Genomic DNA, 15,458 nt, shown 5'->3' on the forward strand with positions numbered 1-15,458 from the left:
GCCGTACCATCGTTGCGAGGGTCGCCACAGGGTCCTCCCCCTGTTTGCCTTCCGAAGAAATCTCATTGATGTGTCGCCGTGATGGCGATGTTTCCGGAAATTGCCTGACTATGAACTTGGCTGAAGCAAAGCGGGTGCTTGAAACTGCGCTGATTTGCACCCAACAACCGATGCCTGTGCGTGACATGCGAGCGCTGTTTGCCGACGCGCTGGGTGCAGACACGCTCAAAACACTGTTGCAGGAACTGCGCGACGATTGGGCCAACAGCGGTGTGGAGCTGGTCAATGTCGCCACTGGCTGGCGTTTCCAGAGCCGTCCGGAGATGCGTGAGTACCTGGACCGCCTGCACCCCGAGAAGCCACCGCGCTATACCCGTGCCACGCTGGAGACGCTGGCCATCATTGCCTACCGCCAGCCGGTGACCCGCGGCGACATGGAAGATATCCGTGGCGTCACCATCAGCTCTTTGCTGATCAAGCAGCTGGAAGATCGCGGCTGGGTGGAAGTGATTGGTCACCGTGAAGCTGCAGGCCGTCCGGCGCTTTACGCAACCACCAAACAGTTTCTGGATGATTTGGGGCTGGAGTCGCTGGATCAGTTGCCTTTGCTGGAAGGTCCGGCCGAAGCGTCCCAGGCATTTGAATCCTTGATGCCGATGGAAGAAGAGCAGCCCGCCTTGATGGCGTCCGAACCCAACCCGGATGAGCCCGAGCTGCAAATGGATTTACCCGTTTCGGAGCAGCCTGTAGAGGAAGCCGGCGACTCTGCTGGAACCGATACCAACCCCCCTATGGATGGAACCTTGCTATGACTGAACCCGACTCCACAAAACCCCAGGAGGTCGAAGAAGCCCCGGTTGAACCCGGCGCCGTCGTGTTTACCGTAGCCCCTTCTGAAGAAGATGCTTCTGCTGCACCGATGCCAGCGACCGCGGCCACCCGCTTTGACGACATTCTTTCCGGCCAGTTTGATGCCGACGAGGAAATCACCGAACTCGCCCCGCCAAAGCGCGTGCTCGCGCCCATGGCCGAAACGCCCAAGCTGCACAAAGTGCTGGCACAAGCCGGCATGGGCTCGCGGCTGGAGATGGAACAGCTGATTCTGGAGGGACGTATATCCGTCAACAACGAGCCGGCGCATATTGGCCAACGCATCCAATTCGGAGACAGCATCAAGGTCAATGGCAAGCCCATCCGGGTGCGAATCGATCCGCCGCCAGCGCGCGTCATTGCCTATCACAAGCCTGTGGGGGAGGTGGTGACCCACGATGACCCGCAGAACCGCCCCACCGTATTCCGCAAATTGCCCAAGCTCCCGCAGGGCAAATGGCAATCGGTTGGTCGCCTGGACTTGAATACGGAAGGGCTGCTGCTCTTCACCAGCTCTGGTGAGTTGGCCAACAATCTGATGCACCCGCGCTTTGGGCTGGAGCGCGAGTATGCAGTACGCGTTCTGGGTGCCCTGACCAAGGAAGAAAAGCAGCAGTTGCTGGATGGCGTGCAGCTGGACGACGGCATGGCACAGTTCGGTTCGATTGAAGATGGGGGCGGAGAGGGCTCCAACTGCTGGTACCGCGTCACCATCTCTGAGGGCCGCAACCGCGAAGTGCGCCGCATGCTGGAGGCGGTGGGCCATGCAGTCAGCCGCCTGATCCGTATCCGCTATGGCGCCATGATGCTGCCGCGAGGGCTCAAGCGCGGGGCCTGGATGGAGCTGGACGAGTCGGACATCCGCGGGCTGATGCAAGCTGCCGGCGCACCGCGCAAGGCGGGTGAGCGCGCTGAAGGTGGACGCGATGGTGCCGGCAATGGCGCTCCGGGCAACCGCGGCCCGCGCGGAAACCGCAGGCGTTCCGGTGGTCCGCGTGCCAATGGTGGCAACGCCAATGGCAATGCAGGGCGCGCACCCGCAGGATTCAATGGCGGCGGCAAGGGTAATGGAGCGCGGGGCGACCGTGCGCCAGAGCGCTCGGGCGGCGCTGGTCAGCCCGACCCCATGAAAACTTCGGTGGGATACATCGGTGCGGATAGCTTCAATCGCCAGCGCCAGGATCGTGGCTCGCGACCAGGCGGTCCCGGCGGTCCACGCCGCGGGGGGAGAGGCCGCCCGGGCTAGCTTGCAATGCTAAAATCAGTAGCTTTGCTTATGTAAGCAAATTACTCAACCCAGATCAGGAATCTCCATGACTATCGAACGCACACTTTCCATCATCAAGCCTGACGCCGTTGCAAAAAATGTAATCGGTCAAATTTATGCACGTTTTGAAGCCGCCGGCCTCAAGATCGTGGCTGCCAAAATGGCTCATCTGTCACGCGGCGAAGCCGAAGCTTTCTACGCTGTGCACAAGGCACGTCCCTTCTTCAAGGACTTGGTCGACTTCATGATCTCCGGCCCCGTGATGATCCAGGCGCTGGAAGGCGAAAACGCCATTCTCAAGAACCGTGACCTGATGGGCGCGACCGACCCCAAGAAGGCCGCCGCGGGAACCATCCGTGCTGACTTCGCTGACAGCATTGATGCCAACGCTGTGCACGGTTCTGATGCCCCGGAGACGGCTGCGGTTGAAATCGCATTCTTCTTCCCCGGCATGAACGTCTATTCACGTTAATTTATGCAATGACGGCCAACCTGCTTGATTTCGATCTGGAAGGATTGGCTGCTTTTTGCGAGCGGCTGGGTGAGAAGCGCTTCCGCGCCACCCAGTTGTTTCGCTGGATTCATCAAAAAGGCGCAGCCCAATTTGATGACATGAGTGACTTGGCCAAGTCCTTGCGCGAAAAGCTCAAGACAACGGCGCACATTCAGGCACCCAACGTCATTTCCCAGCATATTTCTGCGGACGGCACCATCAAGTGGCTGTTTGATGTGGGCGGTGGCAATGCCATCGAGTCCGTGTTCATTCCTGAAGAAGATCGCGGCACGCTGTGTGTGTCCTCGCAGGCCGGCTGTGCCGTAGGCTGCCGCTTCTGCTCCACTGGCCACCAAGGCTTCAGTCGCAATCTCACAGCGGGAGAAATCATTGGTCAACTGTGGTTTGCCGAGCATTTTTTGCGCAAGTACCTGAAGACCCCGGACCGTGTCATCTCCAACGTGGTGATGATGGGTATGGGTGAGCCGCTGCAGAACTACCAGCCTTTGGTGCAAAGCCTGCGCGTCATGCTGGACGACCATGGCTATGGCCTGTCGCGTCGGCGCGTCACGGTATCCACTTCGGGTGTGGTGCCCATGATGGACCGCCTGGGACAGGATTGCCCGGTTGCACTGGCAGTGTCGCTGCATGCGCCCAACGATGCCTTGCGGGACAACTTGGTGCCGTTGAATCGCAAGTACCCGTTGCATGAATTGCTGCAGGCCTGCCAGCGTTATCTGGCATTTGCGCCACGCGACTTCATTACCTTTGAATACTGCATGCTCGATGGCGTGAACGACACGCCCGCGCATGCCAAGGAACTGGTGAACCTCATCAAGTCCCAGTCGGCGCAGAGCTGGTGCAAGTTCAACTTGATTCCCTTTAATCCCTTCCCAGCGTCCGGTCTTAAGCGCTCCAATAACGCTGCCGTGCAGGCATTTGCGAAAGTGCTGGCCGATGCCGGTATCGTTACCACCGTGCGCAAGACAAGAGGCGACGATATCGATGCCGCTTGTGGTCAGCTAGCCGGTGACGTGCAAGATCGCACCGCGGTCGAAAAGCGCATTGCCAAGCAGCGCACCATTATGTTGACCCCGGTGGCAGGCGCCACCGAGACTCTGAGAGACTGCGAACCATGATGAAACTGCGAGTGCTGCAATCCATTTCGCTCACAGCTCTGTTGGGCTGGACGTTGGCCTTGCTGGTGGCAGGTGGCGTTGCCGGGTGCGCGGGCAGCGGCGTATCGGCGTCTTCCACGCCCGAAACTTTCACGGATTCCGACGAGCCCGAAAGCCGCAAGCGTGCAGACAATCGGCTCAAGCTGGCGGTGCTGTATTTCCAGGACGGCAAGAACAATTTCGCCTTGGACGAGGTCAAGCAGGCCATATTGATCGATCCTTCCTGGTTCCAGCCCTACTGGATGCGTGGCCTGATCCAGATGAAGACCGGCGACTTGCCACAGGCCGAAACCAGCTTCCAGAAGGCGCTTTCGATCAACCCCAATTCGTCGGACGTGAAGCACAACTATGGTGTGTTGCTTTGCAAGATGAAGAGGCCTGCTGATGCCATGCGGATGTTCTCCGCTGCATTGGCAGATCCAAACTACGGACAACGCTCCAAGACCTGGCAGGAGCAGGGCATCTGCCAAATGAACAGCGGGCAGTTGGCCGAGGCGGAGAACAGTTTTACACGCTCCTATCAGCTCGATGCCTCCAATCCCATTACTGGATACAACCTGGCCTACCTGCTGGCACAGCGCGGCGACTGGGTGAGGGCGCAGTTCTACGCGCGTCGTATCAACAATAGCGAGCGCGCTTCTGCCGAATCCTTGTGGCTGGGTATCAAGATCGAACGCAGTCTGGGTCTGCGCGAAGCCCAATCTCAGCTTGAGTCTCAATTGCTCAAGCGATTTGCTCAGTCCAAGGAAGCCTTGGCACTGGAGCGCGGAGCCTTTGATGAGTGATGAATCTGTTGTGAGTACCGCTACACCTGCTGAGGCCGAGATTACCGCTGGCACCTTGCTGCGCCAGGCGCGAGAAGCGTCTGGATTGCATGTGGCGGCTCTCGCCGTTGCGATGAAGGTTCCGGTCAAGAAGCTGGAGGCGCTGGAGGCGGATCGCTTGCAGGACTTGCCGGATGCGGTGTTTGTACGGGCGCTGGCAGCCAGTGTGTGTCGCACGCTCAAAGTAGATCCTTCACCCATTCTGAACAAGTTGCCACAGTCGGCAGCACCGCGATTTGAAGCGGACGACCGTGGCATCAATACGCCGTTTCGCAGCCACGCAGGCTATCACGGTGGATCACTGAAAAGCTTTGCCACCAAGCCTGCAGTGCTAGCTGTGCTGGCTTTGTTGTTGGGTGCTTTGGTAGTCTTGTTCTTCCCGGAGCAGCGCCACGTAGAACCCGCAGTCACGGCACCCGTGGCGGCCCCAGCCGATGCGGCGGCTCCCGCTGAAACTGCTGCAAATGGCGTATCGCAAACGCCTGCAGCCCCGGCTCCTCTGGCAAGCGTCCCATCCGTGGTGGTGGCAAGCGGTGCGACCGACGGTGTGTCGTCGGCCCAGGTGCCCGCCAAGATGGCATCCGCCCCGTCGGCCGCTGCTTCGTCTGCCCCAGCAGTGGCCCTTCCAACCGTCATCGCATTCAAGGCCAAGTCGGAAGCCTGGGTTCGGGTGACCGATGCCAAAGGTACGGTGCAGTTTGAGAAGACGCTGAAGACTGGTGAAACTGGCGCGGCAGGCGGTGAGCTGCCGTTGGCAGTAGTCGTTGGAAACGTCAGTGCGACTGAGGTCGAGGTGCGCGGACAGCCCTACAGCTTGGACACCCTGAACAAGAACAATGTGGCCCGTTTTGAGGTGAAGTGATGGAACAACAAAAGCCCATTGAGTTGGCCACACCCCGTGTGCGCTCTTCGCTGCAATCAACTGTCGTTTGGGGCAGCCGGGTCGTGACCGTTGGAGGAGGCGCACCAGTGCGTATCCAGTCCATGACCAATACCGACACGGAGCAGGCCATCGAGACGGCGGTTCAGATCAAGGAACTGGCTTTGGCCGGCTCCGAGATGGTGCGCATCACGGTCAACACGCCAGAAGCGGCGCAGGCTGTGCCCTACATCCGTGAGCAGTTGGATCGCATGGGCGTGGATGTGCCGCTCATTGGTGACTTCCACTACAACGGCCATCGCCTGCTGAGTGACTTTCCAGATTGCGCACAGGCGTTGTCCAAGTACCGTATCAACCCCGGCAATGTGGGCAAGGGTGACAAGCGCGACCGCCAGTTCGGCCAGATGATTGAGGCTGCCGTCCGCTGGAACAAGCCGGTGCGCATCGGCGTGAATTGGGGTAGCCTGGACCAGGAACTGCTGGCGTCCATGATGGACGAAAACAGCCGCCGTCCCCAACCCTGGGACGCCAAGCCGGTGATGTACGAAGCCCTGATCGCCTCAGCCATCGGCTCCGCACAACGCGCCGAGGAAATGGGACTGCCTGCCAACCAGATCACGCTGTCCTGCAAGGTCAGTGGTGTACGCGACCTGATTGCCGTATACCGCGAACTGGGTAGACGCTGCAATTACCCCCTGCATTTAGGCCTGACCGAGGCCGGCATGGGTACCAAAGGTACAGTGGCTTCCGCCGCGGCTCTGGCCGTGCTGCTGCAAGAGGGTATCGGCGACACGATCCGTGTATCGCTGACACCTGCTCCGGGCGAGTCGCGTACGCAGGAGGTGGTCATTGCCTCGGAGATTCTGCAGTCGCTGGGCCTGCGTACCTTTGTGCCCAGCGTTACGGCCTGCCCGGGCTGTGGCCGTACTACCAGCACCACGTTCCAGGAGCTGACGCAGCAGATCGATGATTTTCTGCGGGCTCAGATGCCGGTCTGGCGTGAGCGCTATCCCGGTGTTGAAAACCTCAAGGTGGCCGTCATGGGTTGCATCGTCAATGGCCCAGGGGAAAGCAAGCATGCCGACATCGGCATCAGCCTGCCCGGTACCGGCGAGGCACCTGCTGCGCCTGTCTTCATCGACGGCGAAAAGCGCATGACACTGCGCGGCGAAAATATCGCCTCCGATTTCCAGCAAGTCGTTGAGAACTACATCCAGCAGCGCTTCGGCGCTGACGCGGTTTCCGCTTGAATATCACCCAAGGCATGAACGAAAAAACAACACCACGCAAAGTGGAAAAACTCGCTGCCGTCAAAGGCATGAATGACATCCTCCCACCGGACTCCGCCCGATGGGAAGCTCTGGAAGAGCGCGTGCGCAACCTGATGCGCCGTTTCGCCTACGAAAACCTGCGTACTCCCATCGTGGAGCCCACGGCCTTGTTTGTGCGCGGGCTGGGCGAGGTGACCGACATCGTCGAAAAGGAGATGTATTCCTTTGAAGACCGGCTCAATGGCGAGGCACTGACGCTGCGGCCGGAAAACACGGCAGGTGTGGTGCGTGCGGCGATCGAGCATTCTCTGCTCTACAACGGCGGCAAGCGCCTGTACTACATGGGCCCCATGTTTCGCCACGAGCGCCCGCAGCGTGGGCGCTATCGCCAGTTCCATCAAATCGGCGCCGAAGCGTTGGGCTTTTCCGGTGGCGAAGTGGATGCCGAACTGATTTTGATGGCACACGTACTGTGGCAGGAAATTGGCTTGACCGATGTCGCACTGCAGCTCAATAGCCTGGGCCAACCGGAAGAGCGAAACGCCCACCGCGCGGCGCTAATCCAGCATTTTGAAGCCCATCTGGATGTACTGGACGAAGAGGCCAAACGCCGGTTGCACCTCAACCCATTGCGGTTGCTGGACAGCAAGAATCCGGCAATGCAAGCAGTAATCGAAGCTGCGCCGCGTCTGCTGGACTTCCTGGGCGAGGCATCCAAACGCCATTTGAAGACGGTCACCGACGTGCTGGAAGCCAACGGCGTGGCCTACAGCATCAATCCGCGTCTGGTGCGTGGCATGGACTACTACAACCTCACGGTGTTTGAGTTCGTCACCACCAAGCTGGGCTCGCAAGGCACCATTTGTGCGGGTGGTCGCTATGACTACCTGTTCGAACAGGTTGGCGGCAAGCCAACTCCGGCGGTTGGCTGGGCCATGGGTATCGAGCGCGTACTGGAACTTCTGAAGGAGCAGGGTGCTGCTGAAGACGGCCCTGCACTTGACGCCTATGCGGTAGTGCCCGACGCAGCCTTTTTGCCCCAGGTGATGGTCTGTTTGCAGACCCTGCGCAGTCAGGGCCTGTCGGTGCAGATGCACGCCACAACGGCAGAAGGCATGGCCAGCATGAAGTCCCAGTTCAAGCGAGCAGACTCCTCAGGTGCGCGCTATGCACTCATCTTTGGCGCTGATGAAATGGCACAGGGCCAAGTCACCGTCAAAGCCCTGCGAGACGCCACCGTTGCCCAGCAAACCCGCGCCTTGTCAGAGGCTGCCCAGTGGGGCAAGAGCCTACAATCCATCGCTTAACTCCTTAGTCCTATGGCAAATCATCTAGATCTCGAAGAACAAGAACAACTTGATGAAATCAAGCACTTTTGGAAGCAATACGGCAACGCCATCACCTGGGCGTTGATCGTCGTTCTGGGCGCGTTTGCCGCCTGGAACGGCTACCAATATTGGCAACGCAATCAGGCTGCACAGGCCGCAGCCATGTTTGATGAAGTGGAAAAAGTCTCCCATGAAGGAGACACCGACAAGCTGGAGCGGGCCTTTGGCGACATGAAAGACCGCTTTGCATCCACGACCTACGCTCCGCAGGCTGGACTTCTGGTGGCCAAGACCTTGTATGAAGCCGGAAAGCTCGATGCTGCCAAGGCAGCTTTGACGTGGGTGGCAGAAAAGTCCAAGGACGCCGGTTACGCATCGGTGGGACGTCTGCGCCTGGCTGGATTGCTGATCGATGCCAAAGCCTATGACGAAGCGCTGAAAGTGCTGGACTCTGGTGTGGCGGAAGAGTTTGCCGCACTGCAGGCGGACCGCCGCGGCGATATCTACATGGCGCAAGGCAAGAAGGCCGAGGCCAAGGAGCAATACTTGAAAGCCTACAAGCTGTTTGACGCGGGCGTGGACTACCGCCGTCTCGTGGTGGTCAAGCTCAACAGCCTGGGCGTTGATCCTCAGGCAGACGAGAGCACCAAAGCCTCGGTTGCTGGCGACCAAGCGGCGGCCAAGTGATTGCTCTTTTTGACGGGAAGAATGTCGTGATGCGTTATTTGTTTGCGCTGGTGGTTTCAGTGGTTCTGGCTGCCTGTGCGGGGCCGGATCGACCCAAGCCCGCGGCATTGGCTCCCAATGTGCCCTTGATGAATGTGCGTGCGGTCTGGTCGGGATCGGTGGGCACAGTGGACTTTCCGCTGGATGTGCGGGTCGTGGATGGACGGGCCTACGTCGCCGGCGGCAATGGCACGGTGGCCGCTTTGGACGCCCAGACGGGTGCTGACGTATGGCGCGCCCATCTGGAAACGCCCTTGAGTGCCGGAGTCGGAAGCGACGGTCGTTACGCTGCCGTGGTGTCGCGCGCCAATGAACTGATCATGCTGGATGAAGGCAAGGTCCTTTGGCGTCAAAAGCTCAAAGCCTTGACGCTGACTGCTCCCTTGGTAGCGGGCGCACGGGTGTTTACTCTGTCGAGTGACCGTACGGTCAGTGCCTTCGATGCGGCAGGTGGACAGAAACTCTGGCAACAGACGCGTACGGGTGATCCACTTGTGCTTGGACAGGCAGGCCTGTTGACTGCGGTGGGTGATACATTGGTCGTTGGATTTGCTGGCCGAGTGGCAGGTTTGAATCCCGCCAATGGAAATGCCCGTTGGGAAACTGCAGTGGTCAGCCCCCGTGGCACCAATGAGGTTGAGCGATTGGTGGACGTGGTGGCAGGATTCAGTCGTGAAGGTAACCAGGTTTGCTTGCGTGCATTCCAGTACGCCGTGTCGTGTGTGGATGCTGCAAGCGGTCGCATGCTGTGGAGCAAGCCAGCCAATGGTGGCAACGGTGTTTCCGGTGATGCAGCCATGGTCGTTGGTTCGGAAGGCGATGGCCGCCTGTACGCGTGGAAGCGCAAGGACGGTGAGCGGCTATGGGACGTGGAACGCTATCGTTTCCGCGTGCTCAGCGCGCCACTGGTGATAGGCCGCTCCCTGGTGTTTGGTGACGATTCCGGCAATTTGCATTTTCTGTCCAAAGATGACGGATCCGCGCTGAACCGCCTGATGACCGATGATTCCGGTATTGCCGTTGCCCCCGTTCTGGCTGGCAAGACGTTGCTGGCCGTGAGCCGTCGTGGTTCCATTTACGCATTTCGCCCGGAATAAGCAGGGCGCATTTATTCATGAAACCCGTAATAGCCCTGGTCGGCCGACCGAATGTTGGAAAGTCCACACTTTTCAACCGCCTGACCAAGTCCCGCGACGCGATCGTGGCGGACTACGCCGGGTTGACCCGTGACCGTCATTACGGCCACGGCTCGCAAGGCAAGCACCAGTACATCGTGATTGATACCGGTGGTTTCGAGCCTGATGCCAGCAGCGGTATCTACAAGGAAATGGCCAAACAGACGCGCCAGGCAGTAGCCGAGGCGGACGTCGTTGTATTTGTCGTGGATGCGCGCGGCGGGCTTTCGGCACAGGACCATGACATAGCCAAGTACCTGCGCAAATTGAGCAAGCCTTGTCTGCTGGTCGCCAACAAGGCCGAAGGCATGACCCAGGGCGTGCAACTGGGTGAGTTCTTTGAGCTCGGACTGGGTGAAGTGGTTCCCATCTCCGCTGCGCACGGGCAGGGCATTCGCACGCTGGTTGAAATGGCGCTGGCACCTTTGCATTTGCCGGATGAAGACGATGACGCAGACGGTAAGGACGAAGACCCCGGCGTCATCAAGCTGGCAGTGGCCGGACGCCCCAACGTCGGCAAGTCCACGCTGATCAACACTTGGCTGGGTGAGGAGCGTCTGGTTGCTTTCGACATGCCGGGCACCACGCGCGACGCCATCTCGGTACCGTTCGAGCGCAACGGGCAGCGCTTTGAGCTGGTGGATACCGCCGGCTTGCGCCGCAAAGGCAAAGTGTTTGAGGCGATTGAGAAGTTTTCAGTGATCAAGACCCTGCAGGCGATTGAATCCGCCAGCGTTGCCTTGCTGCTGATCGATGCGACCCAAGGGGTTACTGACCAGGACGCACATATCGCAGGCTACATCCTGGAGTCCGGGCGGGCGGTGGTAATTGCCGTCAACAAGTGGGATGCGGTGGACGAATACCAGCGCGAGCTGGTCAAGCGGTCGCTAGAAACCCGCATGGGCTTCCTCAAGTTTGCCACCGTGCACTTTATTTCCGCGCAGAAGCGCCAAGGACTGGGGCCCTTGTGGGATTCCATTGCCCAGGCGCACCGTTCGGCCAACTGCAAAATGCCGACCCCGGTGCTGACCCGTTTGCTGCTGGAAGCGGTCCAGTTTCAAACCCCCAAGAAGACGGGCATGTATCGCCCCAAGCTGCGTTATGCCCATCAAGGTGGCATGAATCCCCCCATCATCGTGATCCATGGCAATTCCTTGGAACATGTGACCGAGGCCTACAAGCGGTTCCTGGAAGGGCGATTCCGCAAGGAGTTCAATCTGGTCGGAACTCCCTTGCGGATTCAGATGAAAAGCGCCAGCAATCCATACGCGGACGAAGAATAGCCAGCATATGAGTTTGGAAAATCCGCAAGTCCTACATGGTATGTGCGGTAAGTGTGCTATCGTTTGTACTTATCAATTTTTTCGAACACGGAAAATATCGTGAATAATAAAGGCCAACTCTTGCAAGACCCCTTCCTGAATGCACTGCGTCGGGAGCATGTGCCGGTTTCCATTTATTTGGTCAACGGTATCAAATTGCAGGGTCAAATCGAATCTTTTGATCAGTACGTAGTGCTGTTGCGTAACACGGTTACGCAAATGGTCTACAAGCATGCGATTTCCACCATCGTTCCCGGCCGTGCAGTGACTTTCAATGCAGCCAGCGGTGATGAGGCTCCCGCTGCTTAATTTGACAGCAGCGCCCGGTCCGGTCGCACTGGTGTCGCATCGCGCACTTTGACAGATCATCCTGCCATAGCCGGTACCGCAACGATACTTGTCGGTGTGGATCTGGGCTTGCCGAATTTCGATGGTGAGCTTGAAGAACTAGGTCTGCTGGCCCAGACAGCCGGCATGACTCCGGTCGCGCGTGTGACCTGCAAACGCAGGGCACCAGACGCGGCCCTTTTCATTGGTTCCGGCAAGGCTGACGAAATCAAAGTGCTGGCAGCCCAAACTGGTGCGAGCGAGGTGCTGTTTGACCAATCTCTCAGCCCCGGCCAGCAGCGCAATCTGGAGCGCCATCTGGGACTGCCTGTGAATGACCGGACATTCCTGATACTGGAAATCTTTGCCCAGCGCGCACGCAGCCATGAAGGCAAGTTGCAGGTTGAATTGGCTCGCCTGCAGTACCTGAGCACCCGCCTGGTGCGCCGCTGGTCCCACCTGGAGCGCCAAAGTGGCGGCATTGGCATGCGCGGCGGCCCAGGGGAGGCGCAGATTGAGCTGGATCGCCGAATGATTGGTGAAACCATCAAGCGGACCAAGGAGCGTTTGGCCAAGGTCAAGAAGCAGCGTCAAACCCAGCGACGCCAACGTGAACGCCGTGATGCGTTCAACATTTCACTCATCGGCTATACCAATGCAGGCAAGTCCACCTTGTTCAACGCCTTGGTCAAGGCGCGTGCCTATGCAGCCGATCAGTTGTTTGCCACCCTGGACACCACGACGCGGCAGTTGTACCTAGGGGAGGCCGGGCGTTCGGTTTCCCTGTCTGATACGGTCGGATTCATCCGTGACCTGCCGCACGGTCTGGTGGATGCCTTTCAGGCAACCTTGCAGGAAGCCATTGATGCCGACCTGTTGCTGCATGTAGTGGATGCATCCAACGAGGGGTATGTGGAGCAGATTGCCCAGGTTCAGCGCGTGTTGACGGAGATTGGTGCGCAAGACATCCCCCAACTGCTGGTGTTCAACAAGATCGATGCATTGCCAGAAGACCAGCGTCCCGTGCGTCTGGTGGATGAATACGAAATTGACGGCGTGCAAACGCCGCGTGTGTTTGTCAGTGCTAAAAGTCTGCAAGGCTTGGCCGAATTGCGTCAGAAGTTGTCATCTGTGGTGGCGGCTTCGGCTCCCGTTGAAATTTTGTCTGGTGATATCCCTGAAATTGACGGGGCGGCACCGTGATTGGGCACAATCGGCGCTAAGCCAATAATGTTGAAGAAATGAAACTCCTATTACCCCGGTTCGACTGGAGCCGCCCTTTGCAGGGTCTCAAACGCATGTTCAATCTGAACGACTCCCGCTGGGGGCGTGGCGAAGACAAGTCGGACGAAGGCAAGTCCGTCGAAGGTGACAGGCCTTCCGAGCCCTCCAAGTTGCCAGCAGATAACAGTCGCCCTGACAGGCGTCCTTCTTCTGCCAACTCCGGTCCGCCCGATCTGGATGAACTGTGGCGCGATTTCAACCGCAAGCTGGGAAGCCTGTTCGGCGCCAAAGGCAAGGGCGCCCCAGGCGGAGGCAATGGCAATGGCGGCGGCTTCCAGCCCGACATGAAAAGTGCGGGTGTGGGCATCGGACTGATCCTGGGCGTGCTGCTGCTGATCTGGCTGGGTACCGGTTTCTTCATTGTGCAGGAAGGCCAGCAGGCGGTGATTACCCAATTCGGACGCTACAAGTCCACGGTGAACGCCGGTTTCAACTGGCGCCTGCCGTATCCGATTCAGCGGCATGAACTGGTATTCGTCACGCAGATCCGCTCCGTGGACATCGGACGTGACACCGTGCTCAAGGCCACCGGACTCAAGGAGTCCGCCATGCTGACGCAGGACGAAAACATCCTGGACATCAAGTTTGCCGTGCAGTACCGCTTGAATGATGCCCGCGCTTTCCTGTTCGAAAGCAAGAACCCTCAGGATGCCGTAGTGCAGGCTGCAGAAACGGCAGTTCGTGAAGTGATCGGTCGCATGAAGATGGACGCTGCCTTGTCCGAGGAGCGTGATCAGATCGCACCCCAGGTGCGCAAGCTCATGCAGGACATTCTGGATCGCTACAAGGTGGGGATTGAAGTGGTCGGCATCAATTTGCAGCAAGGTGGCGTGCGCCCACCCGAGCAGGTGCAGGCCTCGTTTGACGATGTGCTCAAGGCCGGCCAAGAGCGTGAGCGCTCGAAGAACGAGGCGCAGGCCTACGCCAATGACGTGATTCCGCGCGCTGTGGGCTCAGCCTCCCGCCTGAAGGAAGAGGCAGATGCCTACAAGGCGCGCGTGGTAGCACAGGCGCAGGGTGATGCCCAGCGTTTCCGCTCGGTGTATGCCGAGTACCAGAAGGCGCCGCAGGTCACCCGTGATCGCATGTACCTGGACACCATGCAGCAGATCTACACCAATGTGACCAAGGTGGTGGTGGAGTCGCGCCAAGGCTCCAGCCTTTTGTACCTGCCGCTGGACAAGATATTGCAGATGAATGGCGCGGGTGCTGCGAGCAATGATGCCGCCGCAGCTCCGGCCGGAAGCACCGTGATACCGGTGACCCCTTTGACCAGCACACCCGCTAGCTCGGACGCACGCACGCGTGATTCAGCACGCACCCGTGACCGTGACGTTCGCTAGGAGTACCGCATGAACCGTATTGGATTGATTCTTTCTTCGCTGCTGGTGCTCATCGTGCTGGCGAGTTCCACATTGTTTGTGGTGGACCAGCGCCAGTTTGGCGTGGTGTATGCGCTTGGACAAATCAAGGAAGTGATTACCGAGCCTGGCTTGAACTTCAAGCTGCCACCGCCGTTTCAGAACGTTTCCTATATCGACAAGCGCTTGCTGACGCTCGACAGCAGCGACTCCGAGCCCATGCTGACGGCCGAAAAGCAGCGTGTGGTGATCGACTGGTTCGTGCGCTGGCGCATCACGGAGCCCACTGAGTACATCCGCAATGTCGGCTTGAACGAGACCGCCGGTGCCAGCCAGCTCAACCGGGTGGTGCGCAATGCCTTCCAGGAAGAGATCAATAAGCGCACCGTCAAGGAGTTGCTGTCTCTCAAGCGTGAAGCGCTCATGGCTGACGTCAAGGCCGAGGTACTGGACAAGGTGCGCGGTGACAAGCCTTGGGGTGTGGATGTGGTGGACGTACGTATCACCCGCGTCGACTACGTGGAAGCCATTACCGAGTCAGTCTACCGACGCATGGAAGCCGAACGCAAGCGCGTGGCCAACGAGCTGCGCTCCACCGGCGCGGCTGAGGGCGAAAAGATCCGTGCCGATGCCGACCGCCAGCGCGAAGTGACCATTGCCAACGCTTATCGCGAAGCGCAGAAGATCAAGGGTGAGGGCGATGCGGAAGCTGCCCGCATCTATGCCGAAGCCTTCGGCAAGGACCCGCAATTTGCCCAGTTCTATCGCAGCCTGGACGCCTACAAGGCCAGTTTTGCCAACAAGAGCGACGTGATGGTGCTGGATCCGTCTTCCAGCGAGTTCTTCAAGGTGCTACGCAACGGAGGCTCGGGAAGCAATCCGCCCGCCAAGAAATAGCCTGGAATCAGCGTGGACAGCGATACCTTGTGGATGGCGCTGGCCCTGGTGCTGGTGATCGAAGGGCTCTATCCTTTTGTGTCGCCAGGCAACTGGCGGCGCACGTTTTCACAGCTGCTGCAGCTCAGTGACGGGCAGATCCGCATGTTTGCCATGGTCAGCATTTCTGCGGGCTTGTTGATGATTTGGTGGCTGGCGCCCTGAAACCGGTCCCCGGGGCCGGTAAAATCACCGTTTTAACAGCCCCACTCATTC

At 59.1% G+C, this 15,458-nt stretch carries 16 protein-coding genes; all 16 read left to right on the forward strand.

The window, feature by feature from the left end:
- Window positions 1–110: 110 nt before the first annotated feature.
- Complete coding sequence (gene scpB, locus AC1RMF_RS04310; protein WP_493139807.1) at window positions 111–812, forward strand: SMC-Scp complex subunit ScpB; 702 nt, start codon at window positions 111–113, stop codon at window positions 810–812.
- Entirely contained in the window at window positions 809–2,116 is a 1,308-nt protein-coding gene (locus AC1RMF_RS04315; protein ID WP_493139809.1) for a pseudouridine synthase, read from the forward strand. The genes scpB and AC1RMF_RS04315 overlap by 4 nt, the downstream gene beginning before the upstream one ends.
- A gap of 67 nt (window positions 2,117–2,183) precedes the next feature.
- Window positions 2,184–2,609, forward strand: coding sequence for a nucleoside-diphosphate kinase (gene ndk, locus AC1RMF_RS04320; protein ID WP_342617440.1), 426 nt, complete (start codon window positions 2,184–2,186; stop codon window positions 2,607–2,609).
- An 8-nt stretch (window positions 2,610–2,617) separates the two neighbouring features.
- A complete protein-coding gene (gene rlmN / locus AC1RMF_RS04325) occupies window positions 2,618–3,769 on the forward strand; it encodes a dual-specificity RNA methyltransferase RlmN (protein WP_342617441.1) in 1,152 nt (383 codons plus the stop codon).
- The gene (gene pilW / locus AC1RMF_RS04330) at window positions 3,766–4,593 is read left to right on the forward strand and encodes a type IV pilus biogenesis/stability protein PilW (RefSeq protein WP_493139812.1); all 828 of its coding nucleotides are present in this window, start codon (window positions 3,766–3,768) and stop codon (window positions 4,591–4,593) included. The genes rlmN and pilW overlap by 4 nt, the downstream gene beginning before the upstream one ends.
- On the forward strand, window positions 4,586–5,494 hold the full coding sequence (locus AC1RMF_RS04335) for a helix-turn-helix domain-containing protein (protein WP_493139814.1): 909 nt from the start codon (window positions 4,586–4,588) through the stop codon (window positions 5,492–5,494). Before pilW ends, AC1RMF_RS04335 begins: the two co-directional genes overlap by 8 nt.
- Window positions 5,494–6,762, forward strand: a complete 1,269-nt coding sequence (gene ispG / locus AC1RMF_RS04340; protein WP_493139817.1) for a flavodoxin-dependent (E)-4-hydroxy-3-methylbut-2-enyl-diphosphate synthase — start codon at window positions 5,494–5,496, stop codon at window positions 6,760–6,762. Before AC1RMF_RS04335 ends, ispG begins: the two co-directional genes overlap by 1 nt.
- A gap of 41 nt (window positions 6,763–6,803) precedes the next feature.
- On the forward strand, window positions 6,804–8,090 hold the full coding sequence (gene hisS / locus AC1RMF_RS04345) for a histidine--tRNA ligase (RefSeq protein WP_493139940.1): 1,287 nt from the start codon (window positions 6,804–6,806) through the stop codon (window positions 8,088–8,090).
- Window positions 8,091–8,102: 12 nt separating this feature from the next.
- Window positions 8,103–8,798 carry a YfgM family protein gene (locus AC1RMF_RS04350; RefSeq protein ID WP_493139819.1) on the forward strand — a complete coding sequence of 232 codons (696 nt, stop codon included), beginning with the start codon at window positions 8,103–8,105 and terminating at the stop codon, window positions 8,796–8,798.
- A gap of 29 nt (window positions 8,799–8,827) precedes the next feature.
- Window positions 8,828–9,934, forward strand: coding sequence for an outer membrane protein assembly factor BamB (gene bamB / locus AC1RMF_RS04355; protein ID WP_493139822.1), 1,107 nt, complete (start codon window positions 8,828–8,830; stop codon window positions 9,932–9,934).
- Between the two features lie 17 nt (window positions 9,935–9,951).
- The gene (gene der / locus AC1RMF_RS04360) at window positions 9,952–11,295 is read left to right on the forward strand and encodes a ribosome biogenesis GTPase Der (protein ID WP_493139824.1); all 1,344 of its coding nucleotides are present in this window, start codon (window positions 9,952–9,954) and stop codon (window positions 11,293–11,295) included.
- Window positions 11,296–11,394: 99 nt separating this feature from the next.
- Window positions 11,395–11,643: an RNA chaperone Hfq gene (gene hfq, locus AC1RMF_RS04365; RefSeq protein ID WP_342617448.1), complete on the forward strand. Its 249-nt coding sequence runs from the start codon at window positions 11,395–11,397 to the stop codon at window positions 11,641–11,643.
- Window positions 11,644–11,691: 48 nt separating this feature from the next.
- A complete protein-coding gene (gene hflX / locus AC1RMF_RS04370; protein ID WP_493139828.1) occupies window positions 11,692–12,864 on the forward strand; it encodes a GTPase HflX in 1,173 nt (390 codons plus the stop codon).
- Window positions 12,865–12,902: 38 nt separating this feature from the next.
- Window positions 12,903–14,288: an FtsH protease activity modulator HflK gene (gene hflK, locus AC1RMF_RS04375; RefSeq protein ID WP_493139830.1), complete on the forward strand. Its 1,386-nt coding sequence runs from the start codon at window positions 12,903–12,905 to the stop codon at window positions 14,286–14,288.
- Between the two features lie 9 nt (window positions 14,289–14,297).
- Window positions 14,298–15,203, forward strand: coding sequence for a protease modulator HflC (gene hflC / locus AC1RMF_RS04380; protein WP_342617451.1), 906 nt, complete (start codon window positions 14,298–14,300; stop codon window positions 15,201–15,203).
- A gap of 12 nt (window positions 15,204–15,215) precedes the next feature.
- On the forward strand, window positions 15,216–15,407 hold the full coding sequence (locus tag AC1RMF_RS04385) for a DUF2065 domain-containing protein (protein ID WP_342617452.1): 192 nt from the start codon (window positions 15,216–15,218) through the stop codon (window positions 15,405–15,407).
- Window positions 15,408–15,458: the final 51 nt, after the last annotated feature.

The sequence above is a fragment of the Rhodoferax sp. GW822-FHT04A08 genome, from assembly GCF_058801025.1.